We start from the raw sequence: 24,598 nt of genomic DNA, 5'->3' as shown, positions 1-24,598 counted from the left end.
GGGCGGCCGGTCGTGCCGGCCCACAGCACCCGTCATGATGGACGGGTGACTGCATCGCGCTCGGCGTCGTTGACCGGCATCCGGGCGGTGGCGGCGCTGTCGGTCTGCCTCACCCACGCGGCGTTCTGGACGGGGCGGTACACCGACGACGTCGTCGGGCGGCTCTTCGCGCGCTTCGAGTTCGGCGTCGCGATCTTCTTCGTGCTGTCGGGATACCTGCTGTTCCGGCCGTGGGTGCGGGAACTGCGGACCGGTGAACGGTCTCGCTCGACCGGGGTGACGCGATACGCGTGGCACCGGTTTCGCCGGGTGGTGCCGCCGTACTGGGTGGTCGTGATCGCGGTCTACCTGATCTACCTGGTGCGCGACGACCCCGGGGGCACCGGGCACGGCTGGGGGAGCTTCCTGCGGAACATGACGTTCACCCAGGTCTACGGCTACGGGCACCTGCACACCGGGCTCACCCAGATGTGGAGCATGTGCGCGGAGGTCGCGTTCTACGTCGTCCTGCCGCTGATCGCGTGGCCGCTGGCCGCGCTGGTCTGCCACCGCCGGTGGCGCCCGGATCTGCTGCTGGTCTGGCTGTGCGGCCTCGCGCTGATCTCACCGGTGTTCACCGTCGTCGTCCACGGCCTGCCCGACGCCAACCCGACCATGCGCCTGTGGCCGCCGGCGTTCGCGAGCTGGTTCCTCGGCGGCATGGCGCTGGCGGTCGTCACCGAGCTGGTCACCCGCTGGCCGTGGCAGGTCTCCGTGCCGATCGGACTTCTCGCCTTCCTCGCGTCGGCGGGGTCGTACGCGGGCGGGCCGACCATCATCCCCGACGACGCCGGGCAGACCATCGTCAAGCATCTCCTCTACCTGGTGGCCGCGCTCGCGCTGATCGGGCCGCTCGCCGCCGGGCACGACCCGCGGGCGCCCCTCGGCACGGACGACGAGGTGCCGCCCGACCCGTGGCGCCGCGCCCTCGGGTGGAGGCCGGTGGTCTGGTTCGGCGAGATTTCGTACGAGTTCTTCCTGGTGCACGTGATGGTGCTGGAATTCGTGATGGGCTGGCTCGGCTTCCGCACCTTCACCGGCTCGACGGCGGCGGCGTTCGCGGTGACCGTCGTCGTCGCCACCCCCGTCGCCTGGCTGTTGCACTGGATCACCGGAACGCCCGCGCAGCGCCAGCGGGCCCGGCTGTGGCCCGTTTCTCCTGGCCACGCCGCCGCGACCCGCCGGTAGAATGACCTCATGACCTCTGCGAGCGTTCCGGTGACCACGGCCGATCTGCGGCGGTGGACGCAGGATTCGCGCATCCCCGGCGATCCGCCGCCGCTGTCCGACGACGCGGCGCTGCTGATCGCCGCCGGACACATCTCGCCGGCCGGGCGCGCGCTGATGGTGCGCCGCATGTCGGCAGGCCTTCCGTTGCCGCGCCTGCCGTACCCGTACGTCAACCTGCGTCGCCTCCAGCACTCGATCACCTACATCGAGCAGCAGCTGTCGACCGGGGTGATGCCGAACGTGGTGGCGACGGTGCTGCGCACCCGGCTCGCCGGGATGCTGCGCAATCGGGAGGACGCCCGCCGCGTCGTGGTGATCGGCAAGGGCGTGTTCGCCACCAGCACCCGCGCCATCCGCCGGGAACGCCGCGAGAACCTGTACCTGGAGATCGAGGAGCGTGAGCGCCTGTTCAACGGTCTCCTCGTCACCCCGACCGCCGATCTGCCGTCCGGCGGAGGTGTGCGTCGGGCGGGCAGCGCCGCGGTCGACCGGATCGCCGGCTTCGTCGGCGGTCTCGCCGGCCGCGGCGCGGCCAGCAGCGTCCAGGAGTGGATCGACGAAGCCCTCGGCTCGTCGCCGGGCAGCGCGACGGTGTCCGGGCGCGGCGGGTCCGGCTTCAGCGACGGCTACGAGACGCTGCAGTTCATCGCCGGCCACTTCTACGACCGCATCCAGCGCAGCCCGGCGTGGCGCTCGGACTTCTTCGAGATGCAGCGCACCCAGGTGAATCTGCACGCCGAGCTCGCCGAGATCGCCGCCGACATCGTCACGCTCCGCGGCCTGCGTGTCGACCTCGACCGGGCCCGCGCGAGCGGCGGCTTCGACCAGGGCTTCGCCGACCACCTGGATCAGCGGGAGTCCACTCTCCGGCCGGTCTGGACCGAACTCCTGGAGCGTGTGCAGGCCCTGGTCGAGATCGCGCAGACCGTGGAGTCGGCGGCCGTCGAACTCCGGATCCTCGACGAATACGACCGCGCCTCCACCCTCGACGCCCGGATCGACCACCTGCTGGCCCGCTCCGGCGACCGCGAACTCTCCGCCGACAACACCCGCCGCCTCTCCGAACAGGTCCGCGCGGGGGAGGAACAGCTCCGGGTCTATCGGGACGTGTTGCAGGGCAACATCTCCCGGATCCTGCCGCACCAGCAGTACCGGGAACTGCCGGAGCGCTACGAGCCCGAGCGCTGACGGCCGTTTCGGTTCGGGACGCGCCCACTGATTCAGTGGGCGACGCCCGCTCTCTTCGTTCTCGCCCGCTCGGCCGAGTGGGCGACGACGAGATCACCGGCGCGCGACGCTACCGGCGGCGCCGCGGGTAGGGGCGCGGCGACGGGCCGCGGGCGGAACGCTTGGTGAGGGGTGCGGGCCGCGCGGCGAGCACCTCGCCGTCGACGGTCACCGGCGCCGGACGGGTGCGTCGTTCCGGCTCGGTCTTGCGCAGATTGCTGAAGCCCTGTTCGGCGACGGTCACCCCGATCGCCAGCCCGATCGCCGCGGGCCACTCCAGCACTCCGGCGACGGCGAGGCCGCCGAGCACGGCGTACATCGCCAGATCGCGCGGCTGCGGGACGCCGACCTTGCCGATCACCGGCAGCCGCACGGAGAACTTCCGGGCATCACGGACCAAAGCACTCAGTTCGCGATGTTCGGCGAGGAAACCGTTGACACCGCCCGAGGTATGGCTAGGCTTATCTGTCATGACCGACTTCGCTCGCTCCCTCGGCCCGGACGCCCTCGTCCACGCCGGAGTGCGGTTCTTCACGCCGGCCGTCGAGCACCTCTACACCGTCCTGGTCCGGGCCGGCGTCCTCGTCATCGACGACTGACCCTTCGACTCCGCTCGGGGACCGCCCCTCGGCCCCGCGCACGGGCCGTCCGTCGACGCTCGGGGAACTCCCGTCGACACCCGGGGACGATTCCCCGCCTTCGCTCGCGCCCGGTTCCTCGTCCCCGATTCCCGACAGCGCGTCGGCCAGTGCGTCGAACGCGTCCGGGAGCAGCTTGGCGACGGCCGCCGCGACGGCGGCCCCGAGCAGCGCCTGCGACCAGCCCATCGGACCGATCGGCGCGCAGCCGAACAGGTGGCTGAGCCCCGGAACGGTGACGATCACGCCCATCAGCGCGAACGTTCCGACATTCGTGGCGATCACCAGCGGCCCGTCGGAATCGACCAGCATCTCCAGCATCTGCGAGGCGACCAGCCCGACCAGCCCGACGGTCGACGCCCGCCGCTGCCGGCCGCTCATGCTCGCCAGCGCCCACGCGAGGGTGGCGCCGAGCGTGGTGAAGGTCGCGCGCACGGCGACCGCCCGGTAGATGGTCGACTCGTCGTGAGCGCCCCGCACGTCCGGGTCGCGTTGCGGGCTGACCGCGAGCGCCGCCGCGGGCAGCGCGTCGGTCAGCATGTTGACCAGCATCATCTGCCGTGCGTTGAGGGCGGGTTTGCCGGTCAGCAGGGTGGTGATCAGTCCGAAGGCCAGCTCGCCGACACTGTGGCCGAGGAGCACCGAGATCGCCGAGAGCACCCGGCGCCACAGCTGTTCGCCCTCGTCGAGCGCGTCGATGATGCCGCTGATGTCCCCGTCGAGAAGCATCACGTCCGCGGCGATACGAGCCGGGTCACTGCCCCCGGAGGCGACGCCGATGCCGACCGACGCGGCGCGGATCGCGGCGGCGTCGTTGGCGCCGTCGCCGACCATCGCGGTGACCAGCCCGGCCTCCTCGAGGGCCTGCACCACCTGCACCTTGTGCTCGGGCGACATCCGGGCGAAGACCACGTGGGTGCGGGCGGCGGCGATCCGCTGGTCCGCGGTGAAGCCGTCCCAGGTCTCGCCGGTCATCACCTCCTCGGCGGCCACCTCCAGGCCCAGTTCACCGGCGACCGCGGCCGCGGTGACGGGGTGGTCACCGGTGATGATGCGCACCTGGATGCCGCGGCCGCGCAGCGCCTCGATGAGCGGCCGGGCGGCCGGTCGCGGGGTGTCGGACAGGCCGATCACCCCGACCAGATTCAGCGCGGCCGTCGCCGGCTTCTCCAGGGCCGCGGCATCGTCGGCGGCGAGTGCGGCCTGCCGCGGCGTGACCTGCCGTTCGGCGACGGCCAGCACGCGCAGACCGCGCGCGGCCAGTTCGCCGAGCGCGTCGCGCAGCAGCTCCTGCTGCGCGGGCTTCAGCGCGCCCAGGACGGCCTCCGGCGCGCCCTTGACCATGAGCGTGCGGCCGACCAGGGCGGCCGCGTACGGCCGCTCGGACTGGAACGGGAGCAGCACGTCGGGCCGGGCGAAGGTGATGTCGGCGTCGCCGGCCGCGGCATGGATCGCCGCATCGGTGGCATGTTCGACGCTGCCGTCGCGGCGCACCAGCATGGTCTCGCCGGCCACCGCGAGGACGTCGGCGTCGTCGTGTCCGGCCAGCCCGACGACGGTGTCGACGCGCAGCCGGTTCTCGCTCAGCGTGCCGGTCTTGTCGAAGCAGACGGCCTTGAGCCGGGCGAACGCCTCGATCGCGCGCGGATTGCGGACCAGCACCGAGGAGCCGGTGAGACGCCGTGCCGACGCCGACTGGGCCAGGGTGACCACCAGCGGCAGCCCCTCGGGGACCGCGGCCACCGCGATCGAGACCGCCCCGGAGGCCACCTCGCGGATCGGACGACGGCGCAGCAGCGACAGCGCGCCGATCGCCGCGCCGCCGGCGAAACTCCACGGCAGCGCCCGGCGCGTGATGTCGCCGAGCTGCGCGGCCAGACCCACCTCCTTGGCCTGGCGCGGCGACAGTGCCAGGGCGCGGCTGGCCTCGGTCGACGCGCCCACCGCGGTGACGATGGCGCGCGCTTTGCCGGCGACCATCGTGGTCCCGGCGTAGAGCATCCCGGTCCGTTCGGCGAGCGGGGCGCCGGGGGTGTCGTCGGTGTTCTTGGTGACCGGCAACGACTCGCCGGTGAGCGACGATTCGTCGACCTCGGCGTTGTCGGCGTCGATGATCCGCCCGTCGGCCGGGACCACCTCGCCGGAACGGACCTCGATGATGTCGCCGGGCAGCAGCCGGGAGGCGCGGACCTCGGCGTACTCGGTGTGGTCGGAGATCCCGCTGATCCGCCGGGCCAGCGGGTCCTGTTCTTTCAGCATCCGGGCCAGCAGCCGCTCGGCGTGCAGCGACTGCTGCGCCGAGATCGCCGTGTTCAGGGCCAGGACGCCGCCGACCATGGCGGCGTCGAGCGGAGAGCCGAGCAGCGCGCTGGCCGCGGCGCCGGTGGTGAGGATCGGGGTGATCGGGTCGTTCAGGTCGTCGCGCATGGTCGCGGTGAACTCACCGAGGTAGCCGCGCGCCCGGGCCAGCGCGGCGCGCGGGATCGCCACCTCCCGGCGGTCGGTGAGCGCCCGCAGACCGCTCGGCGACGACTCGTCGTCGCGCTCGGGCGGCGGCAGCCGGCGCGCGACCTCGGAGATCGGCATGGCATGCCAGTCGTCGTCGGTGGTGCCGGCCGGTACCGGGTGGGCGAGCGCACGCGCGCCGATCCTGGTGCCCGAGCGGAAGCCGTACATCGCGTGCAGGTCGACGTAGCCGGGGCCGTTGCCGGGCACGTTCGGGATCACCATCAGCGCGCCGAGCGCGCTGCCGCCGACCGACAACGACATCCCGCGCTCGGCCGCCGCCACGGCCTCGGGCACGGCGGCCAGCAGCCGCCACGCGCCGTCGAGGCCGGGTACCAGGATGTCGGACGTCCAGGAGATGTCCGGCCCGCCGAGCAGCCCGATGCTCAGTGCGGACGCGAGCGGGGCCTGCGTACCCGAGCGGCCGAGCAGGGCGACGCGATGTCCCTCGTCGCCGAGTTCCCGCGCCGCCCGGGCGAGGTCCGCGTCGATGTCGTCGCCGGCCGGATAGAGGTGATCGAAGGCGTGGTGGAGCGATCCGTAGCCGTCGTCGGTCACCGAGTGCACGCGCAGTCCGGCACGACGGGCCGCCATCAGCAGCGCCGGGGCGAGCGGCTGCCGCACGGGTGCGACGAGCACCTCGGCGTCGCCGTCGGGGGTGTGGACGATGCCCCGTCCGCGGGTCAGCTCGCCGGCCGCCAGGGCGCGTTCGGCGCGATGCCAGACCTCGGCGCGGACGGTCGCGTCGACGCCGCTCACCCGGATGATCCGCAGGCGATCGGTGAAGAGCGCGCGCGGGTCGATCAGCAGGGTGTCGATCTCGGCGAGGCCGCGCAGTGGACGGGGATTCAGCACGACGGCGCCGTGGCGCTGCTGCAGGCCGCGGGCCAGTCGTGCGGCGAAGGTCTCGCGCACGGTGCGGGCGGCCTTGGGGGCGCCGACCAGCGCCATCTCCGCGGCCTGGCGCCCGGTGCCGGCCGCCCCGATCACCGCGGCGGCGGCCAGCCCGCTGTTGGCCGACAATCGTTCGTAGCGCCGCCCGTACTGCGGTACCGGAGCCGGCCCGGAGCCGGGCGGCGGCGCGGTGTCGCCGGCGGCCGTGGCGGCCTTCGCGAGCTGCGGGCCGACGGTGTCCCACCGGCGCCGCGCCGTCAGTGCTTCCACGGTCTCCACGACACCCAGCCCGGTGTTCACCACGGCCCCGAGCGGGCGGCCGCCGAGCGCGCCGGCGGCACCGGAGGCCGAGCGGAGGAGCAGATCGGTGCCCTGGGGACCGATGCGGTCGGCCAGGAAGGCGCGGACGGTGGGGTGGAAGGCGGCGACCGAGACCGGTGCGGTGAGCAGCCCAAGACCGCGGAGCGGCAGGATCGCGCCGAGGACGGAGCCGATTGTCGCGGCGGCCACCGCGGCGCCGGTGATCCCGGTGCCGAGGGCGGCGGAGACCAGCCCGGCATCGTCGCCGGGCAGCGGTGCGGGCGCGACGACGGCGACGCCGACGCCGTCGACCTGCCGGGCGACGGCGTCCTCGGCGGTCGCGACGGCCGCGCAGAGTTCGCGCGCACCGGGGCCGTCGTCGTCGACGGTGACCAGGACGCGGGCGAGGGGGCCGTTGACGGTGACCGCGGTGACGCCGGGCAGCGGCTCGAGCCGGCGGCGCAGCGCGGCGGCGAGCCGGTCGTAGGCGAGATCAAGGCCGCGGACCTCGATCCAGTAGGTCGGCCCGGAACGGCTGACGCGGCGCACCGGCGTTCCGCCGATCGCCTCGCCGACCGCGCCCGCGGTGGCCCGCGCGACCCCGGCCGCGGCCGAGACCATCCGCCCGGGCAGCGCGACGGCCGAGCCACCGAGCCGCACGGGCGCACTCACCAAGGCCGGAAAGGCCCGGTCGAGGGCGAGAAAGGTCATCTCAGGCTCCGTTTCCGTCCGGGTTGCGCCGCAGGCGCCGCAGTTTCAGTGATACCCGACGATTGTCCGATGTGGCGCAGTTGCGGTCACCGGCGACCGCGATCCCGCGGAATCCGGGGATCACCCGCAGCCGGCCCTCGAGGTTCTGGCGCACCGTGTTGTCGGCGGCCGCACACCCGTGGCACTGGCCGCCCAGCACGACGTTCACGACGCCGTCGGTCACCCCGACGAGGTCGACGCTCCCGCCGTGCGACGCGGTGTAGTCGCCGAAGTCGCCGTCCAGGACGGCGCGGACCCGCTCGGCGATCTCCCGGTCGGCGGCGGCCCGGACGGCGGGGCCCTCCTCGTCGGCGCCGTCGCGGCGCCAGCCGCCCTCCGCGGCGAGCACCGCGTACAGGGCGGAGCGGATCCGCGCCCCGTCACCGGCGGCGGTTCGGCCCGGAGCGAGCCGGGTCTCGATCCGGCCCGGCGACACGTGCACGGCGGTGAGCACGGCGTCGTCGAACAGCGCCCGGACCGGCGGCGGTGCTTCGCCGGCGGGGACGTCGCCGGTGAACCGCACCAGGCCGGGTCCGATCCGCCAGCCGATCACCGCCGGGTCGCCGTCGGCGGCGGCCTCCGGATGCAGGTGGACCGGGGTGGGCGCGCTCACCCGGTGACCGCGGCGGTGATGGTGTGACCCAGATACGCCGCGACCCAGGCGAGCACGAACATGTACGTCCAGGAGATGGCCGGCCACTTCCACGAGTTGGTCTCGCGGCGGATCGCGCCGAGGGTCGACATGCACTGCAACGCGTAGACGAAGAACAGCAGCATGGCGACGACGGTCGGCGGGGAGAAGACGATCTCGCCCTTGTTCGGGCCGTGCGTGTACCGCATCGATTTGAGCGCGTCCGCCGGATTCTCCGGGTCCTCCGCGGCGGCGATCTGCCCGAGGGTGGAGACCACCACCTCGCGCGCGGCGAACGATCCCAGGATGCCGATGTCGATGCGCCAGTCGAAGCCCAGCGGACGGAAGACCGGTTCCACCGCCTTGCCGATCGACGCGGCGATGCTGTGGTCGAGGACGAACGAGCGGGCCGCCGCCTCGCCTTGCGCGGCCGCGGCGTCCGGGGTGGCGCCGTGCGCCAGCGCCGCGGCCGTCGCGGTGTCGCGGGCGGCATCGGCCTGCTCGGTGTGGGCGGGCAGCGACATCAGTATCCACAGCACGATCGACGTGGCCAGGATGATCTTGCCGACCTTCTGCAGGAACTGCTTGGACGAGTCCCACATGGTCAACAGCACGGTGCGGATGCCGGGCAGACGGTAGGGCGGCATCTCCATGTAGAAGGGCATCAGGTCGCTGCGCAGCGACTTGGTCCGCTTGAAGATCGCGGCCGCGATCATCGCCGAGAGTCCACCGAGCAGATACAGCCCGAACATCGCGGTGCCCTGGGCGTTGAACGGCCCGAACCGCGCGTCCTTGGAGATCACCATGCCGATCAGCAGGACGAACACCGGGATGCGCGCCGAGCAGGTCATCAGCGGGGCGGTGATGGTCGTCGCGATCCGGTCGCGCGACGAGGGAATGGTCCGGGTGGCCATGATGCCGGGCACCGCGCAGGCGAACGAACTCAGCATCGCCACGAAGGCGCGGCCCTCCAGCCCGGCGCGGCTCATCACGCGGTCGGTGAGGAACGCCGCCCGCGACATGTAGCCGACGTTCTCCAGCAGTGAGATCAGCAGGAACATCAGCATGATCTGCGGCACGAAGACCAGGACACCGCCGACACCGCCGATCAGCGCGGTGCCCAGGAAGTCGGCGAGCAACGGCTGGGAGACATGGTCGGTCACCAGGGTGCCGAGCCAGCCGAAGAACGTCTCGATGTAGTCCTGCAGCGGGGCGGCGAGGGTGAAGATCACCTGGAAGAAGGCGAACATCACGGCGAGGAACACCAGGGTGCCCCACGCCGGGTGCAGCAGCAGGCGGTCGACGGCGGTGGTGATCGAGTGCTCGCGCGGGGTCCGGTACCCGGATTCGGCGAGCGCCGAAGCGATCCAGTCGGCGCGTTCACGTCCGGGTTCGGCGGGCGGTGGCACCACCGGCCGCGGCCAGGCGGCGGGGTCGGCGAGCAGCCGGCGCACCGGCTCGAGCGTCGACGGCTTCGTCCCGATGACGGCGCGGACCGGGACACCGAGCGCCTCTTCCAGCGCGGCCGGGTCGACGTGCCCGTTGCGCCGCTCCATCTCGTCGCACATGGACAGCGCCACGGCCACCGGAATGCCCAGGTTGAGTGTCTCCGCGACGAGTGCGAGCGAACGCTCCAGGACGGTGGCGTCGACCACGACCAGCGCCGCGTCGGGCCGTCGTACGCCCTTCAGCCCGTCGGTCAGCAGATCCGCGACCACCTGCTCGTCGGGCGAGATCGGGGTGAGGCTGTAGGTGCCGGGCAGGTCTTCGAGGTAGGCGTGCTGGTGCTTCTTCTTGACCGGCGCGGCGGCTGGTCCGGCGGTGACGAGGGCGGAGGCCGGCTCGGCGGCGCGAATCCGGACCCGGCCGACCGAGCGGGTGACGGTGACGCCCGGGTAGTTGCCGGTCTTGAGGCGCAGGCCGGTGAGCGCGTTGAAGATCGAGGTCTTGCCGGCGTTGGGACTGCCGATCAGCGCTATCCGGGCACGGGTGTCGTCCGCGCCGGGTTCGGGGATACCGGTGCCGTGATGGGCGCACGACGGGTCGTGCACGTGTCCGGGGTCGGCGTCTCCGGACAGGCCGCCGCCCGGGCTGCAGCAGTCGCTCATTCGCCGGCCACCTCGCACTGGATGTACCGGGCTTCGCGATCGCGCAGGCAGACCTGGTACCCCATCACCCGGTAGATGCTCGGATCGCCGAGCGGTGCGCGGCGCACCTTGGCGATCGGCGTCTCACCCGCGAAGCCGAGACTGGCCAGCCGCCGGCGCACGGGTTCGGGGCAGTCGTCGCTGAAATCACGGACTGTGGCGGTCGCCCCGACGGCGACATCGGACAGGGGAGTCATACCCCCAGGTTAACCAAGCCTGCCCTGACTGTCACAGGGAACAAGGTCCCTGACCTGCTGAAATACCCGATCCGTCTCAACGTTCCTTAAGCTTCGCGGGTCAGCTCCCGTTGCGCCCCCAGGCGGCGAGGTAGCCCTTCTCGGTGTCGGTCAGCCGGCGCAGAGTGTGGGCCTCGATGTCGACGACGGCCATCTGGGTGCTGGCGACGCAGGCCGGCTTCTCGTCGAACGCGGCGGTCGCGCCACGGATCTCGTAGCCGATGGTGAAGTCGACGCTGCGGTGACCCTTGATCCACATGGCGATCGACAGCGGCGAGTCGTCGTGCCGCAGCTGCGCCCGGTAGCGGATCTCGACGTGCACGATCATCGCGCTCTTGATCAGCGGCGCGTACTCCTCGCCCGCGGACAGGAGCCACTGGATGCGCGCCTCCTCCATGAGGGTGACCATCCGGGCGTGGTTGATGTGGCCGAAGGCATCCATGTCCGACCAGCGCACCGGGATGTGCGCGACGAACGCGTAGGAGTTTTGCGCATCGGGCATGGCCGAAGTGTAACCCCAGGTCTTCACTGTTTCCTCAGTGGTCTCACAGGCGGAAGTTACCGAACCGCAACTTTTGGTCGGTACCGTTTGCAACCATGACCTCGCGCCGATTCGTCTCGACCCTGGCCGCCCTCAGTCTCCTGATCGTGTCCGCGTCCGCGTTGGTCGAAGCACCGGCAGGTGCGGCGCCCGGTGCCACCGTCGTCAAGAAGGTTCAGCGCAGCATTCATCGGACCGACCTGAACATCAAGAGCAAGGCGATGGGCACCAGCGTGCCGGTCACCGTCCTGTCGCCCGGTGGCTCCGCGCCGCGCGGCACCCTCTACATGCTCGACGGCGCCGACGCCGGCACCAAGGTCAGCGACTGGATCACCAAGGGCGGCGCGGCGCAGTTCTTCGCCGGCCGGAACGTCAACGTGGTGCTGCCTGCCGGTGGCGGCGGGTCGTTCTACACCAACTGGATCCGCAAGGACAGCAAGCTCGGCAAGCCGCAGTGGGAGACCTTTCTGACCGAGGAACTGCCGCCGGTGATCGCCGCGCAGTTCGGGTCCAACGGCCGCAACGCCGTCATGGGTCTGTCGATGGGCGGCCAGTCGGCGTTCGCGCTCGCCGCCCGCCACCCCGAGCTGTACAACGGCGCCGCCTCGCTCAGCGGCTGCCCGCCGGTGTCCGGCCCGGCCAACGAGGCCTACGTCCGCACGACCGTCGCCAAGTCCGGCGGTGACGCCTCCAACATGTGGGGCGCCCCCGGCTCCCCGCGGTGGCGTGCGCACGACCCGTCGCTGCACCTGGATGCGTTGCGCGGCAAGGCCATCTACCTCAGCGCCGGCTCGGGAGCCATCGGCCCGGCCGACCTCACCCAGAAGCGCGATCCCAAGGACGGCCCGGAGGACGCGCAGATCGCCGCCGGTTCGGCGCTGGAGGCCGCGGCCTACCGCTGCTCGCTGGAGTTCGCCGCGCAGCTGAGTTCGGCGGGGATTCAGTTCACCCCGGGCTTCCGGCTGATCGGCACCCACAACTGGGTGTACTGGAAGCAGGACCTGCCGAACGCCTGGGCCGTGCTGGCCCCGTCGATCGCCTGACCGCCGCTCGTCGACGCGATCTCTCCTCTTCGACGCGATCTCTCCCTGGGCCGGTCGATCCCTGAGCCGGTCGACCGCTGAGCCGGTCGACGTCTGAACGGGTCGCTCGCGGTGCTGGTCGACTTCCGATCGGGCCGGTTCCGCCCCCGATCGGTCCCTGAGTCGCGGGCGACGAAGGAGCCCTCGAGCCGAAGGTGGCCGTCGGCCCCTGCCTCCGCGAACTACTCGCCGCGGGCCGCTTCGTCGTCCGGCACCGTGTAGGCCCGCACGACCTGCTCGAAGAGCAACTGCCGTCGGGCGAGCGCGACCGGATTCTCGGGCTCGATCAGCACCTGGATCGCGGTGCCGTCGTACACCGCGATCAGCGCCTGGATGAAGGCCGGCGCGTCCGGGATGGTCCGGCCGATGCTGGCGAGCAGATCGACGGCGATCGGGAGCAGCATGTCGCCGATCGCGGCTTCGCGCAGTGCGATGGTCTGCCGCAGTTCCGGGGTGCGCAGGGCGTGCGCGTTGACCTCGGCGGTGATGCCCCACCAGCGCGCGTCGAGGGGCAGGGCGTCGATGATCCCGTGCACGATCGCGCTGAGGTCCACCACGCCGTCGTTCTGCAACCGGTCGAGGGCGGCCCGGATGTCGGCGATCATCGCCGTCGAACGCTCCGACCACATCGCCAGGAACAGTTCTTCCAGCGAGTCGAAGTTGGAGTAGAAGGCGCCGCGGGTGAACCCGGCGCGTTCGACGACCTTCTCGACCGTCGTATGGCCGAAGCCGATCTCGGCGTACACCTCGTAGGCGGCGTCGAGCAGGCGCCGGCGGGTGTTGCCGCGGCGGCGCTTGTTCGTGGCGTCGGGGACCTCCAGGCCGGGGTTCATGCGCGGTACCCGCGTGCGAAGTCGAGGAAGACGTCGTTCTCGGCCGGGACGGTGACGGTGACGCGGACGCCCTCGCCGGCGAACGGCCGCACGATCACGCCGGCCCGGGTCGCTGCCTCCGCGAACGGCGCCGCCTCGTCGCCGAGGTCGAGCCAGACGAAATTGGTCTGCGAGTCGGGCACCCGGTAGCCGGCGTCGCGCAGGGCCGCGGTGACGCGGGTGCGTTCGGCGGCCACCTGGTCGGTGCGGGCCAGCAGCTGATCCTGTGCGCGCAGGGCCGCCCGCGCGGCGGCCTGGGCGATGCTGTTCACCGAGAACGGCAGATGCACCTTGCCGAGCGCGGTGATCACCTCCGGCGCGGCGACGGCGTAGCCGACCCGCAGCCCGGCCAGCCCGTAGGCCTTGGAGAAGGTGCGCAGCACCACCAGATTGGGGAACTCCCTGCGCAGTTCGAGGGCGTCGACGGCGTGCGCGTCGTCGTTCCGGGTGTATTCGATGTAGGCCTCGTCGAGGGCGACGATGAGGTCGGCGGGCACCGCTTCTAGGAAGGTGCGCAGGTCGTCGGCGCGCACGACGGTCCCGGTCGGGTTGTTCGGGTTGCAGACGAAGATCAGCCGGGTGCGCTCGGTGATCGCCGCGGCCATCGCCGCCAGGTCGTAGACGGCGTCGCCGGTCAGCGGCGCCTGGACGGGCGTGGCGCCCGCGACGCGCGTGGCCAGCGGGTACGTCTCGAAGCTGCGCCAGCCGAACAGCACCTCGTCGCCCGGCCCGCTGGTGATGGTGATCAGGTTCTGGCACAGCGTGACCGAGCCGCAGCCGGTGATGACCTCGGCCGGCGTCACCCCGAGCGTCTTCGCCAGGTCGTCGGTGAGGGCCACCGCGCCGTTGTCCGGATAGCGGTTGACGCCCGCCGCCGCCTCGGCGATCGCGGCCGCCACCGCGGGGAGCGGCGGCTCGGTCACTTCGTTGCTCGCGAGCTTCAGCGCGCCCGGGAAAGTCTTGCCCGGCACGTAGGCGGGCAGGGAGTCGAGATCGGGGCGGATACGGAGTGTCACGACATTCCAATGTAGGCGCTTCGCCCGTGCCGATCACGGCGGGCCGTCGTGATTTGCCTCCGCGCGCGGGCCCTGTGTAGTCTCTGTTTCCGGCGAGTTCGCAAGGACTTGAGACCGGGAGACGTGCCAGAGCGGCCGAATGGGACTCACTGCTAATGAGTTGTCTCTTGAAAAAGGGACCGGAGGTTCAAATCCTCTCGTCTCCGCTGACCGGGCCCGCCCGGACAACCGAATAGCGTCGGAACATGTACTTCCTGTACAGTCGTTCTGCGTACCAGCGCCCGTAGCTCAACGGATAGAGCATCTGACTACGGATCAGAAGGTTTGGGGTTCGAATCCCTACGGGCGCACCAAGTGAGGCGAGAGGCCCTTTCCGGGATACCGGGAAGGGCCTCTCGCGTTGCGCGGTGCCCAGTTGCCGTTGGCTCGTGCTGTCTCGGGCGTGAACGTGCCTCCGTCGTGAACGGGGCCCGTGGATCGGGGCGGTGCGGGCCTCGCGAACCTGCCGCAGTACCGCCGAGTCGTGACAGGAACCTGGGCTGGCGACTGACACGTCCCCTGTGTCGATGGCGGGCTCTGCTGACATGATGGCCCGTGGTGGTCTTGCTCGGGAGTTCTTCCGGGGCCGAGTAGCGAAGGGGCGCGGCGTGGCGTCAGTGCATGAGGTGATTGAGGCGTTTCGGCGGGCTCCGTCGAACTCTGAGCGTGGCACTAAGTTCGAGGAGTTGATGGTCCGCTACTTCCAGCTCGACCCCACCCTGTCGCAGGAGTACGACCAGGTGTGGCGCTGGATCGACTGGCCGGGTCGCGACGGCAAGCCGGACACCGGGATCGACCTGGTTGCTCGCAAGCGCGACACGGGCGACTACACCGCGATCCAGTGCAAGTTCTATGAGCCGACCACAACCCTCTCGAAGGGTGACATCGACTCATTCTTCACCGCGTCGGGGAAGAAGCCGTTCAGCAATCGGCTGATCATCTCCACCACCGACCGCTGGGGGTCGAACGCTGAGGAGGCGCTGGCCGACCAGCTGATCCCGGTCCAGCGGATCGGCTTGGCGGAGATCGCCGAGTCGCCGATCAACTGGGACATCGTCTACCCGGGCGACGACTTCGAGGTCAGCCTCACTAAGGCCGTCAAGCACGAGCCGCGCCTGCACCAGCAAGAGGCCATCGACGCCGTCTTCGCCGGGTTCGACACCGGAGTAGATCGCGGCAAGCTGATCATGGCCTGCGGTACAGGTAAGACGTTCACCGCATTGAAGATCGCCGAACGCACCGCCGTGGAGAACGGTGGCAGTGCCCGGATTCTGTTCGCGGTCCCGTCGATCTCGCTGCTTTCCCAGACGCTGCGGGAGTGGACAGCCCAGTGCACGCTCGACATGCGGGCGTTCGCCGTCTGTTCGGACCGCAAGGTGTCCAAGACCGCCGAAGACATCAGCAGCTACGACGTGGCGATCCCGGTGACCACCGACGCGAACAAGCTGTACGCCGAGACGGAGTACCGCAAGCGCGCCAAGGGACTGACGGTGGTCTTCACCACCTACCAGTCACTCCCGGTGGTAGCCGAAGCTCAGAAGCGAGGCTTGGAACCGTTCGATCTGGTGATTTGCGACGAGGCTCACCGCACCACCGGGGTCACGCTGTTCGGCGACGACGAGTCGAACTTCGTGAAGGTCCACGACCCGGACTACCTTAAAGCCACCCGCCGCCTCTACATGACGGCGACCCCGCGAATCTTCGACGACAACGTCAAGGCGAAGGCCGACGAGCACTCCGCCGAGATCACGTCGATGGACGACGAGCACACCTACGGTCCCGAGTTCCACCGCCTCTCGTTCGGTGAGGCCGTGGACCGGGGTCTGCTCACCGACTACAAGGTGATCGTCCTGACCGTTGACGAATCCGTCATGGCTTCAACCCTGCAAGGACAGCTCGCAGGGGAGGTCGGCGAGCTGCGCCTGGACGACGCCTCCAAGATCGTCGGCTGCTGGAACGCCCTCGCCAAGCGGGCAGGCGAGTCGCCGGACGGTACCGGCTTCGAGCCTGGTGAGCCGCCCATGCGGCGCGCGGTGGCGTTCGCCAAGGACATCGCCGCGTCCAAACAGGTCGCCGAGGTGTTCCCCGCCGTCGTCGACTCGTACCGCGAACTGCTCTCCGAGGACGAGAACGACGGACAACGAGTCGACGCAACCAACCTCGACCTGACGTGCGCCGTGCGCCATGTGGACGGGACCTTCAACGCGCTGGAACGGAACCGGGAACTCGCCTGGCTCAAGGCGCCCGTCCCGGAGTCCGAGTGCCGGATTCTGACCAATGCCCGCTGCCTGTCCGAGGGTGTGGACGTGCCCGCGCTGGACGCGGTGATGTTCCTGAACCCGCGCAACTCGGTGGTCGACGTGGTGCAGTCCGTCGGACGCGTGATGCGCAAGGCCGACGGCAAGAACTACGGCTACATCATCCTGCCGGTCGCGGTGCCCGCTGGCACCAGCCCCGCTGCGGCGCTGAACGACAACGTCCGCTTCAAGGTGGTGTGGCAGGTCCTCAACGCCCTGCGCGCTCACGACGACCGCTTCAACGCGATGGTCAACTCTATCGCCCTCAACGCCAAGACCGACCAGAAGGCCGGGAAGGGCAGCGACCGGCTGCTGGGCGGTCACGTCGGCCCCACCGATACCGACGAGACCTTGACCCCCGACGGGGAGACGGCCAGCGGCGAGGCCGAGGCCACCGGCGACGGGGCGATGGCGACGCAGATGGCGCTGTTCTCGTTGTCGGAGTGGCAGGAGGCGATCTACGCCAAGATCGTCGACAAGGTCGGTACCCGCGCGTACTGGGAGGACTGGGCGGCCGATGTCGCCGACATCGCCGCCGCGCTGACCACCCGGATCAACGCCACCCTCGCCGCTGCGGACCCTTCTGTGACCACCGCGTTCGACGAGTTCCTGACCGGCCTGCGAGACAATCTCAACGACTCGATCAGCCGCGACGACGCCGTGTCCATGCTCGCCCAGCACCTGATCACCAAACCGGTCTTCGACGCCCTGTTCGCCGACCACGACTTCGCCTCCCACAACCCCGTCGCCATCGTCATGCAGGCGATGGTCGACCGGCTCGGCGGCGCGGGGCTCGAAGCCGAGACCGCGCACCTGGAAGGCTTCTACGACTCCGTCCGGGTGCGAGCAGCCGAGGTGACGACGGCGGAGGGCAAGCAGCAGGTGATCGCCGACCTGTACGAGAAGTTCTTCCGCATCGGGTTCCGCAAGCAATCCGAAGCCCTCGGGATCGTCTACACCCCGGTCGAGATCGTCGACTTCATCCTCCGCGCCGCCGACCAAGCCTCCCGCGACGCCTTCGGCAGGGGCCTCACCGACGAGGGCGTCCACATCCTCGACCCGTTCGCCGGCACCGGCACCTTTATGACGCGGCTTCTGCAATCCGGACTCATCGCACCGTCGGACCTGGCCCGCAAGTACGCGAGCGAGCTGCACGCGAACGAGATCATGCTGCTCGCCTACTACATCGCCGCGGTGAACATCGAAACCACCTACCACGCGGTCACCGACGCGACCGAGTACACGCCGTTCGAGGGCATCGTCCTGGCTGACACGTTCCAGATCACCGAAGACGGTGACACGATGGACGCGGCCATGTTCCCCCAGAACAACGACCGGATCATCAAACAGCTCGCCGTCCCGATCAACGTGATCGTCGGCAACCCGCCGTACTCAAAAGGGCAGACCTCGGCGAACGACCTCAACGCGAACCTCGCCTACCCCACGCTGGACGGACGGATCGCACAGACGTACGTCAAGCACTCCACCGGCAAGAACAAGAACAGCCTCTACGCTTCCGAGTACCGCGCCCTCCGCTGGGCGTCCGACCGGATCGGGGACTCCGGTGTGGTCGGGTACGTATCGAACGGAGGGTGGATCGACGGCAACTCCGCCGCCGGGATTCGACTGTCCCTCGCCGACGAGTTCGCCAGAATCTACGTGTTCAATCTGCGCGGGAACATGCGAAAGTCCAACTGGAAAGAAGAGGGAGGACAGATATTCGGAGCCGGGTCACAGGCGACTATCGCAATCATGATCGGTGTCAAGGACCCGACCCACGCTGGACCCTCTGAAATCCTCTATCACGATGTCGGGGACTTCCTGTCCCGTGAGGACAAGCTCGGGATCATCGCCAGGAGCATGCTGCCTTCGATGGAGTGGCAGACAATCACCCCCAACAGTCACGGAGACTGGACTGAGCAGCGTAGCGACGACTTCGTCACTTGGCCCGTCATCGGGGACAAGGAAGCAAACAACGCACCGACCGTGTTCTCCGTCTTCTCCGCTGGGTTACAGACGAACCGCGACGCCTGGGTCTACGACTACTCCCGAACCAAGCTCATCGAAAATGTGCAGCGTCTGATTGCGAACTACCAGGCCCAGCACGAACCGTTCGCCGACTACTGCCAAGCCAACGGCATCGCCCGCCGCAACGAAGCCGCTGTCACCGCCTACCTCACTGCGAACCCACCCGTCGCAGACCCGAGCTACATCAAGTGGTCACGAAGTCTCCGCACTCACCTGGCGCGCGGAACCGAAATCCGATTTCACGAATCTGGTGTTGCGTCTGGTTCCTACCGTCCGTTCAGCGAGCAGCACGTCTACTACGACCGGCACCTGAACCACGAGCGCAGTCGATTGCCGTCGATGTTCCCGACCTCGTACCACATGAATCTCGGCTTCTACGTAGTCGGCACTGGATCGGACAAGCCGTTCTCGACGTTGATGACTGACGCCGCTCCTGACCTCGCATTTTGGGGCTCGACCAGTGGGCAACTCTTCTCCCGCTGGACGTACGAGAAAGCCGAAGCCGCCGACGGTGAATTGAACTTCACCTCGCCCAACTCCGCCGACGTTGACGAGTACGGGTACCGGCGAATCGACAACATCACCGACGCGATCCTCGCCCAGTACCGCGAAGCCATCGGCGAGCAGGTGACCAAAGATGACATCTTCTACTACGTCTACGGCCTGCTCCACGACCCGAACTACCGGACCACTTATGCCGCAGACTTGAAGAAGATGCTCCCGCACATCCCGACCCCGGAGACGCGAGAGCGGTTCGACCAACTCACCGATGCAGGCCGACGCCTCGCCGATCTCCACGTGAACTACGAGACCGTCGAGCCGTATCCGCTCGATGTCCAGTTGAAGCCCGGAGTTGACACATCCGATCGGGAGACGTGGCGCGTGCAGAAGATGAAATGGGCCAAGAAGAAGGACTCGGAGACCGGCAAGAACGTCGATGACCGAACCAAGATCGTCTACAGCCCGAAGGTCACCATTGCCGGAATACCCGAGGAGGCCGACCGCTACATGCTCGGCTCCCGATCCGCCCTCGCGTGGCTCATCGACCGCTACCAGGTCAAGACGGACAAGGCTTCGGGGATCGTCAACGACCCGAATGACTGGTGCGACGAACACGACGACCCGACGTACATCGTGGACCTGATCAAGCGCGTGACGACAGTCGCGGTCGAGACGATGCGGATTGTCGACGGTCTGTCGGAGCGCTCCGGCCTGTAGTCAATCGTGAGCCGGAGGCGCCGTCGTCAACGTGCGCGTACGTGTGAACCATCGTCGCCGGACACCTCATGATGGATGGCCCAGCAGGCAGCGGTTCTCGCGGACCATGCACCGCAGCGCGTCGTAGTCCGACGTGCACGTCCTCAGCAGAGCGGCGTGGTCGGGCCAACTCCACTTCAACCACCGAGCAGCGCACAGGCCGGTAACGCTCTGTGCGCCTGCGAGTTTCAGCGCAGCAGCTGCCGATTGAATGCTCGCTCCGGTTGTCCATGTGTCGTCGACGACGAGGACGTGTTTGCCGCCGACCGCATTATGCCACTCGTCGGAGACTGCGAACCGGTCTGCTCGTCGGACACGCGTGCACCCAGGCACGTATCCGGGACCGAGGTCGAGGAGGAATCGCTGAACGGCCGCCGGGTCGACGACCTGACTGACCGCGGTGGCAAGTTGCCGAACCGGATGATCGCCCTGGCGTCCGCGCGAGGATGGCACGTAGGTGACCGAGTCCCACAGATGCCCCAGTTCCTGCCGGATGCAGTCACCGTGCAGAAGCGTGCCGATGTTTATGATCAGGCTTAGGTCCGCGACAGAGCGCTGCACCTGCGGCGTCGCCTTGTAGGTCTGCATAAGGTGCGCAGATTGGTGAAGGTACGGCCGGTTATCGCCCTGCGCGTATGTGAGCATCAACGTGTGGTCGCACGTGAGGCCATTGAGTTCGGCGCGCACATTGCTGCACTGTCCGCAGACAGCAGATCCAGCCGACGGACCCCGGCAGACGTCGCACGTTCCCGCATGGCCGACCTCGTATACGTTTCGCAGGAATCCGCCGACTCTGCCCGTGACGACCGCGGCCAGCGTGGCGGCAGTGGTCGCATCAACCAACGGACGCCAACAGTTCCGTGACCCGGTCGTCGAGTTCGACGATCTGCTCCACATGCCGCAGTGCCTCGTCGGGTGTCCGAGCGACATGGACGCCTGGCTGACCCACGAGCTCGGCTCCCCACGACGTCGCCAGCGCAACGGCCTCGCTCAGCACCACCGCACGACCATGCGCGACAGCCTCGCGAGCCTGAATCCGCGTGCCGCTGTGCTCGCCGGCCTCGGCGATCACGGTCGCGATGCCGTACGCGCTCATCACCGCGTTGCGAGCAGGAAACGACCACTTGGTCGGCGCGAAGCCGGGAGTGAACTGCGACAGCAGCATTCCGCGCCGCCCGATCTCGGCCTGCAGGTCGCGGTTCGATCGCGGATAGAAGTAGTCGAGGCCGTTTCCGAGAACAGCGACCGTCCGCCCCCCCGCACGCAGCGCGGCGGTGTGGGCCACGGTGTCGATGCCCTCGGCGAGTCCGGCGACGACGGTCAGTTGGTAGTCGGTGAGCAACTGTGCGACACGCTCGGCGAACTGCAGTCCGCGAGCACTCGCTCGACGCGAACCTACAACCGAAACCGCGCGATCAGCGGCGACGACCTCACCCTGCGTGAACAGTAGCGGAGGCATCTGTCGAACCGATCGGACCTGCTCGGGGTAGCTCGCATCGAACAGCGTGTGCAGCGTGAACGGCTCGGCCTCCCACTCGCGCAGGGTGTCGCGCGCCTCGGCGAGTAGCTTCTCGGCGTCGGCGTTGTCGAACAGGCCGGTCGGGTAGTGCTGCTCCCACACGGTCAGGGCGTCGCCGGCCTCGATGATTTCGGCAGTTAGCTCGGGGTAGGAGAGGCCATCGGGCCGCGACTGAACGAGAGCCACGAGGGCGACCCGCTGTTCGTCGGCGTGAGCGGTACTCATCGGGTTACCTCCTGTCGGTTCCTCACCGTTTCCGGCATGGTCTCATCCGCCACTGACAGACAGGTTACGACAGCGGTGATCAGTGGCGCGGCTTCGCCGGCCACCACATCCGATCACCGAGGACCGCCATCATGGCGGGCACCAGGACGGTCCGCACGATCACGATGTCGAGCAGCAGGCCGACACCGATCGTGAAACCGATCTGCACCAGGTTCAGCACCGTACCGCTCATCAGCGCGAACATCGTCAGCGCGAAGACGATGCCCGCGGTGGTGATGACCCCGCCGGTGCTGCCGAAGGCCCGCAGGATGCCGCGCACCATGCCGTTGTGCTCCGCCTCTTCCCGGATGCGCGAGGCGAACAGCATCGAGTAGTCGGCGCCGACGGCGATCACCGCCATGAACGACACCGGGATCACCGACCAGTCCAGGTCGATCCCGATGATGTGCTGCCACACGAGCACGCTGACGCCGACCGCCGAGGCGAACGAGAGCAGCACCGTCGCGACCAGCAGGATCGGCGCGAGGAGGCTGCGCAACAGCACCATGAGGATCAACAGGACGGCGAGCGCGGCCACGGTGCCGAACAGCAGCAGGTCGCGGCGCACTTGATCCTGCATGTCGGCGGACAGCGAGGCCAGGCCGGTGTTCGACGCCGTCGCATCGGCCAGGGTGGTCGGTGCCAGCGCGCGTTCGACCACGCCGGGCAGCGCCCGGCTGGCCCGCATCGCCTCCTGGCTGTACGGGTTCACGCCCCACATCACCATCATCCGGGCGGTCTTGCCGTCCGGCGTGATGAGCAGGCGGCCGCCCTCCACGAAACGGGGATCGTTCAGGGCCTCCGGCGGCAGGTAGAAACCGGCGCCCGGACCCGACCTGGTCGACGCGCTCATCGTCTGGAGGTAATCGGCGGCCCGGTGCAGACCGGCGGTGAGCTGGGCGGTCATCGCCACCGTTTGGTCGGTGCCGGCCTGGGCCTGATGCAGGCCGTCGGACAGATCGTTCAGCCCGCCGGAGAGCTCGTCGACACCGCTCTTCAACCGGGTCAGACCGTCACGCAGGCGGTCGGTGGAACCGTCCGCGAGCAGATCGAGCAGCGGTAGTGCCTGGCGCACGGCGGGAATCCCGGCGGCCAGCGCGCGCCGCCCGTTCTCCAGGTTCGCGGTGAGGGCGCCGATGTCGTCGAAGACCGCGCCGGCCCGGCCGCCGGTCGCCCGGTTCAGCGCCGACCAGGCCTCGCGGGCGGCCAGGCACGACGCGTCCGCGCGGCACGCGGCGCTGGGCGTGGCACTGCGCCACGGAGCGAAGAGCCGATCGGCCTGCTGCACGGCCGTCAGTGCCCGGGTCTGCTGGGACAGGGTCTCCGCGGAATCCAGGAGTTCGCCGAGCGTCCGGCGCAGCGCGGGGATGCCGTCGGCGAGTCCTCGGCCGCCGGTCGCGGTACGCGCGGCCGCATCGAGCCGGTCGAGCCGATCGAGGACGCCGCCGGCCATCGCGGCCAGCTGCTCGGTGCCGGACACCATCTCGGGCATCCGGCGGACCGCCTCGTCGGCACCCGCGCTCAACTGCGCGACGCCCGAAGCGAGTCGCTGCAGTTCTGGCGTCGCCTCGACCATCCGTCGATGCGCGCCGGCGAGTTCGTCGCCCACGATGCCGGTCTGGTAGCCGGTGGCGGCTTCGGCCAGCGGGCTGCCGTCGGGCCGGGTGAGTCCGTACACCGCGGCCGCCTCGGGCATGTTGGCGACGGCGATCGAGGCGACCTCGAGTGCGGCCAGGTCGGCGGTGTTGCGCAGATCGTGGTCGGAACGCACCACGACGAACTCGGGCGCGATCTCGTTGCGGCCGAAGTGAGCGGTGACGACGTCGTAGCCGCGGGTGGCGTCGGTGGCGCCGCGCGGCATGGCCGACTCGTCCCAATTCATCCGGAACGTCGTGGTGATGGCCGCGGTGCCGAGCAGGAACACCAGGGCGGCGGCGGTGTAGATCCCGGCGTGCCGGATGACCTGCGCGCCGCGGCGGCGCCAGCGCCGCTCGGTGGAGGCCCGGGGCTCGGCCCAGCCGCGCGCGCCGGCGAGGGAGAGCAGCGCGAGCGGCAGGGTGAGGCTGATGAAGAGGGTGATCAGTACGGCGATCGCGGTCGGCGGGCCCGCGGTGGTGAACATGCCGATCTTGGTGAAGACCATGGAACCGCAGGCGGCGGCGATGGTCAGTGCCGAGGCGACCAGGATGGGCCCGGTACGGCCCGAACTCCGGGCGACGGAATCGGCGACGGACCGTCCGGCCCTGCGCCCCTCGTGGTAGCCGGCGATGGTGAATATGGCGTAGTCGGTGCCGGCGCCGAGCACCAGCGCGGTCATGATCGCGATGGTGAAGTTGGAGATCGACAGGGTGCCGGACTGGCCGAGGAGCGCGATCACCGGCCGCACCACGGCCAGCGTGACGCCGATGGTGATCAGCGGGATCATCGCGGTGGCGAGGACCCGGTAGGCCGCGAAGAGCAGCACGGTGATCAACAGGATCGAGACCGCGGTGATGATGAGCAGGGAGACGTCGATCTGCTCGAAGAGGTCCGACAGCATCGCGGTGGGGCCGCTGTAGTGGACCACGAGCCCGTCGGGCCGGGGGATCGCGTCGATCTGCGCCCGGATCGCCTGGGTCGCGTGATGGGCTCTGGTGGAGCCGACCGAACCCGCCGAGGCGATGAGCAGGGTCACCGCCTTGCCGTCTTCGCTGATCGCGATGTCGCGGGTCACCGGGTTCCCGTACATGTCGATCAGGTAGGAGACGTTTTCGGGGTCGTCGAGCAGCCGGCCGGTCAGCGTCGCGAGGTACTTCTCGTCGGCCGCGCTGAAACCGTTCTCATTCGCGAGTACCACGCTGCTCACGGCGTTGGACCGGGGCACCCCGAACTCGTCCGCCATTCGTTCCAGGTTCTGGTTGGCCGGTAGATCGCGGGGCAGGAAATCGGCGGAATGGCCGGAGACCACCTGTTCGAGCTGCGGCACCGCCACGTTGAGCAGGCCCGCAGCGGCGACCCAGAAGATCACCACCCACCGGGCGTGCCGCTGGACCCACCCGCCGAACCGGGTCAGGGACGTGCTCTGTGCCGTTCCGGCCACGCCTGCC

At 69.5% G+C, this 24,598-nt stretch carries 15 protein-coding genes and 2 tRNA genes; 6 read left to right on the top strand and 11 right to left on the bottom strand.

The window, feature by feature from the left end; translation table 11 throughout:
• The first annotated feature begins 45 nt into the window (after positions 1-45).
• Together ACSEEN_RS08575 and ACSEEN_RS08570 are read left to right on the top strand one after the other, a co-directional pair.
• A complete protein-coding gene (locus tag ACSEEN_RS08575; protein ID WP_247865816.1) occupies positions 46-1,227 on the top strand; it encodes an acyltransferase family protein in 1,182 nt (393 codons plus the stop codon).
• A 9-nt stretch (positions 1,228-1,236) separates the two neighbouring features.
• The gene (locus ACSEEN_RS08570) at positions 1,237-2,457 is read left to right on the top strand and encodes a hypothetical protein (RefSeq protein WP_440712933.1); all 1,221 of its coding nucleotides are present in this window, start codon (positions 1,237-1,239) and stop codon (positions 2,455-2,457) included.
• 109 nt (positions 2,458-2,566) lie between these two features.
• On the opposite strand, the gene ACSEEN_RS08565 is transcribed toward ACSEEN_RS08570, so the two are convergent.
• The 6 genes from ACSEEN_RS08565 to ACSEEN_RS08540 form a co-directional block, all read right to left on the bottom strand.
• Positions 2,567-2,968 carry a hypothetical protein gene (locus ACSEEN_RS08565; RefSeq protein ID WP_440712932.1) on the bottom strand — a complete coding sequence of 134 codons (402 nt, stop codon included), beginning with the start codon at positions 2,966-2,968 and terminating at the stop codon, positions 2,567-2,569.
• Positions 2,958-7,544 carry a cation-translocating P-type ATPase gene (locus tag ACSEEN_RS08560; RefSeq protein ID WP_440712931.1) on the bottom strand — a complete coding sequence of 1,529 codons (4,587 nt, stop codon included), beginning with the start codon at positions 7,542-7,544 and terminating at the stop codon, positions 2,958-2,960. The genes ACSEEN_RS08565 and ACSEEN_RS08560 overlap by 11 nt, the downstream gene beginning before the upstream one ends.
• Before the next feature lies 1 nt (position 7,545).
• Positions 7,546-8,196, bottom strand: a complete 651-nt coding sequence (locus ACSEEN_RS08555; protein WP_440712930.1) for a NifU family protein — start codon at positions 8,194-8,196, stop codon at positions 7,546-7,548.
• Complete coding sequence (gene feoB, locus ACSEEN_RS08550; protein WP_440712929.1) at positions 8,193-10,322, bottom strand: ferrous iron transporter B; 2,130 nt, start codon at positions 10,320-10,322, stop codon at positions 8,193-8,195. The genes ACSEEN_RS08555 and feoB overlap by 4 nt, the downstream gene beginning before the upstream one ends.
• On the bottom strand, positions 10,319-10,558 hold the full coding sequence (locus ACSEEN_RS08545; protein ID WP_247865822.1) for a FeoA family protein: 240 nt from the start codon (positions 10,556-10,558) through the stop codon (positions 10,319-10,321). Before ACSEEN_RS08545 ends, feoB begins: the two co-directional genes overlap by 4 nt.
• Before the next feature lie 100 nt (positions 10,559-10,658).
• Positions 10,659-11,099, bottom strand: a complete 441-nt coding sequence (locus ACSEEN_RS08540; RefSeq protein ID WP_247865824.1) for an acyl-CoA thioesterase — start codon at positions 11,097-11,099, stop codon at positions 10,659-10,661.
• A 95-nt stretch (positions 11,100-11,194) separates the two neighbouring features.
• On the opposite strand from ACSEEN_RS08540, the gene ACSEEN_RS08535 reads away from it, so the two are divergent.
• Positions 11,195-12,181: an alpha/beta hydrolase gene (locus ACSEEN_RS08535; protein WP_247865826.1), complete on the top strand. Its 987-nt coding sequence runs from the start codon at positions 11,195-11,197 to the stop codon at positions 12,179-12,181.
• Positions 12,182-12,402: 221 nt separating this feature from the next.
• Here the strand turns inward: ACSEEN_RS08535 and ACSEEN_RS08530 are convergent, their stop codons facing one another.
• Both ACSEEN_RS08530 and hisC read right to left on the bottom strand, forming a co-directional pair.
• A complete protein-coding gene (locus tag ACSEEN_RS08530) occupies positions 12,403-13,053 on the bottom strand; it encodes a TetR/AcrR family transcriptional regulator (RefSeq protein ID WP_440712928.1) in 651 nt (216 codons plus the stop codon).
• The gene (gene hisC, locus ACSEEN_RS08525; protein WP_440712927.1) at positions 13,050-14,108 is read right to left on the bottom strand and encodes a histidinol-phosphate transaminase; all 1,059 of its coding nucleotides are present in this window, start codon (positions 14,106-14,108) and stop codon (positions 13,050-13,052) included. The genes ACSEEN_RS08530 and hisC overlap by 4 nt, the downstream gene beginning before the upstream one ends.
• Before the next feature lie 117 nt (positions 14,109-14,225).
• On the opposite strand from hisC, the gene ACSEEN_RS08520 reads away from it, so the two are divergent.
• The 3 genes from ACSEEN_RS08520 (at position 14,226) to ACSEEN_RS08510 (ending at position 19,690) form a co-directional block, all read left to right on the top strand.
• Positions 14,226-14,314, top strand: a tRNA-Ser gene (locus ACSEEN_RS08520).
• A gap of 71 nt (positions 14,315-14,385) precedes the next feature.
• A tRNA-Arg gene (locus ACSEEN_RS08515) sits at positions 14,386-14,461 on the top strand.
• A 294-nt stretch (positions 14,462-14,755) separates the two neighbouring features.
• Entirely contained in the window at positions 14,756-19,690 is a 4,935-nt protein-coding gene (locus ACSEEN_RS08510) for a DEAD/DEAH box helicase (protein ID WP_440712926.1), read from the top strand.
• 66 nt (positions 19,691-19,756) lie between these two features.
• On the opposite strand, the gene ACSEEN_RS08505 is transcribed toward ACSEEN_RS08510, so the two are convergent.
• The 3 genes from ACSEEN_RS08505 to ACSEEN_RS08495 all read right to left on the bottom strand — a co-directional run bounded on the left by ACSEEN_RS08505 (position 19,757) and on the right by ACSEEN_RS08495 (position 24,591).
• The gene (locus tag ACSEEN_RS08505) at positions 19,757-20,416 is read right to left on the bottom strand and encodes a phosphoribosyltransferase (protein ID WP_440712925.1); all 660 of its coding nucleotides are present in this window, start codon (positions 20,414-20,416) and stop codon (positions 19,757-19,759) included.
• 148 nt (positions 20,417-20,564) lie between these two features.
• Positions 20,565-21,473 carry a DNA-processing protein DprA gene (locus ACSEEN_RS08500; RefSeq protein ID WP_440712924.1) on the bottom strand — a complete coding sequence of 303 codons (909 nt, stop codon included), beginning with the start codon at positions 21,471-21,473 and terminating at the stop codon, positions 20,565-20,567.
• Between the two features lie 79 nt (positions 21,474-21,552).
• Positions 21,553-24,591 (bottom strand): MMPL family transporter, encoded by a 3,039-nt coding sequence (locus ACSEEN_RS08495; RefSeq protein WP_440712923.1) that lies wholly within the window; start codon positions 24,589-24,591, stop codon positions 21,553-21,555.
• Positions 24,592-24,598 lie beyond the last annotated feature (7 nt).

This window comes from Gordonia marina (genome assembly GCF_052036135.1).
GTDB lineage: Bacteria > Actinomycetota > Actinomycetes > Mycobacteriales > Mycobacteriaceae > Gordonia.
The sequence above is the reverse complement of the archived record's forward strand: the minus strand, read 5'-3'. Positions and strand labels throughout refer to the sequence as shown.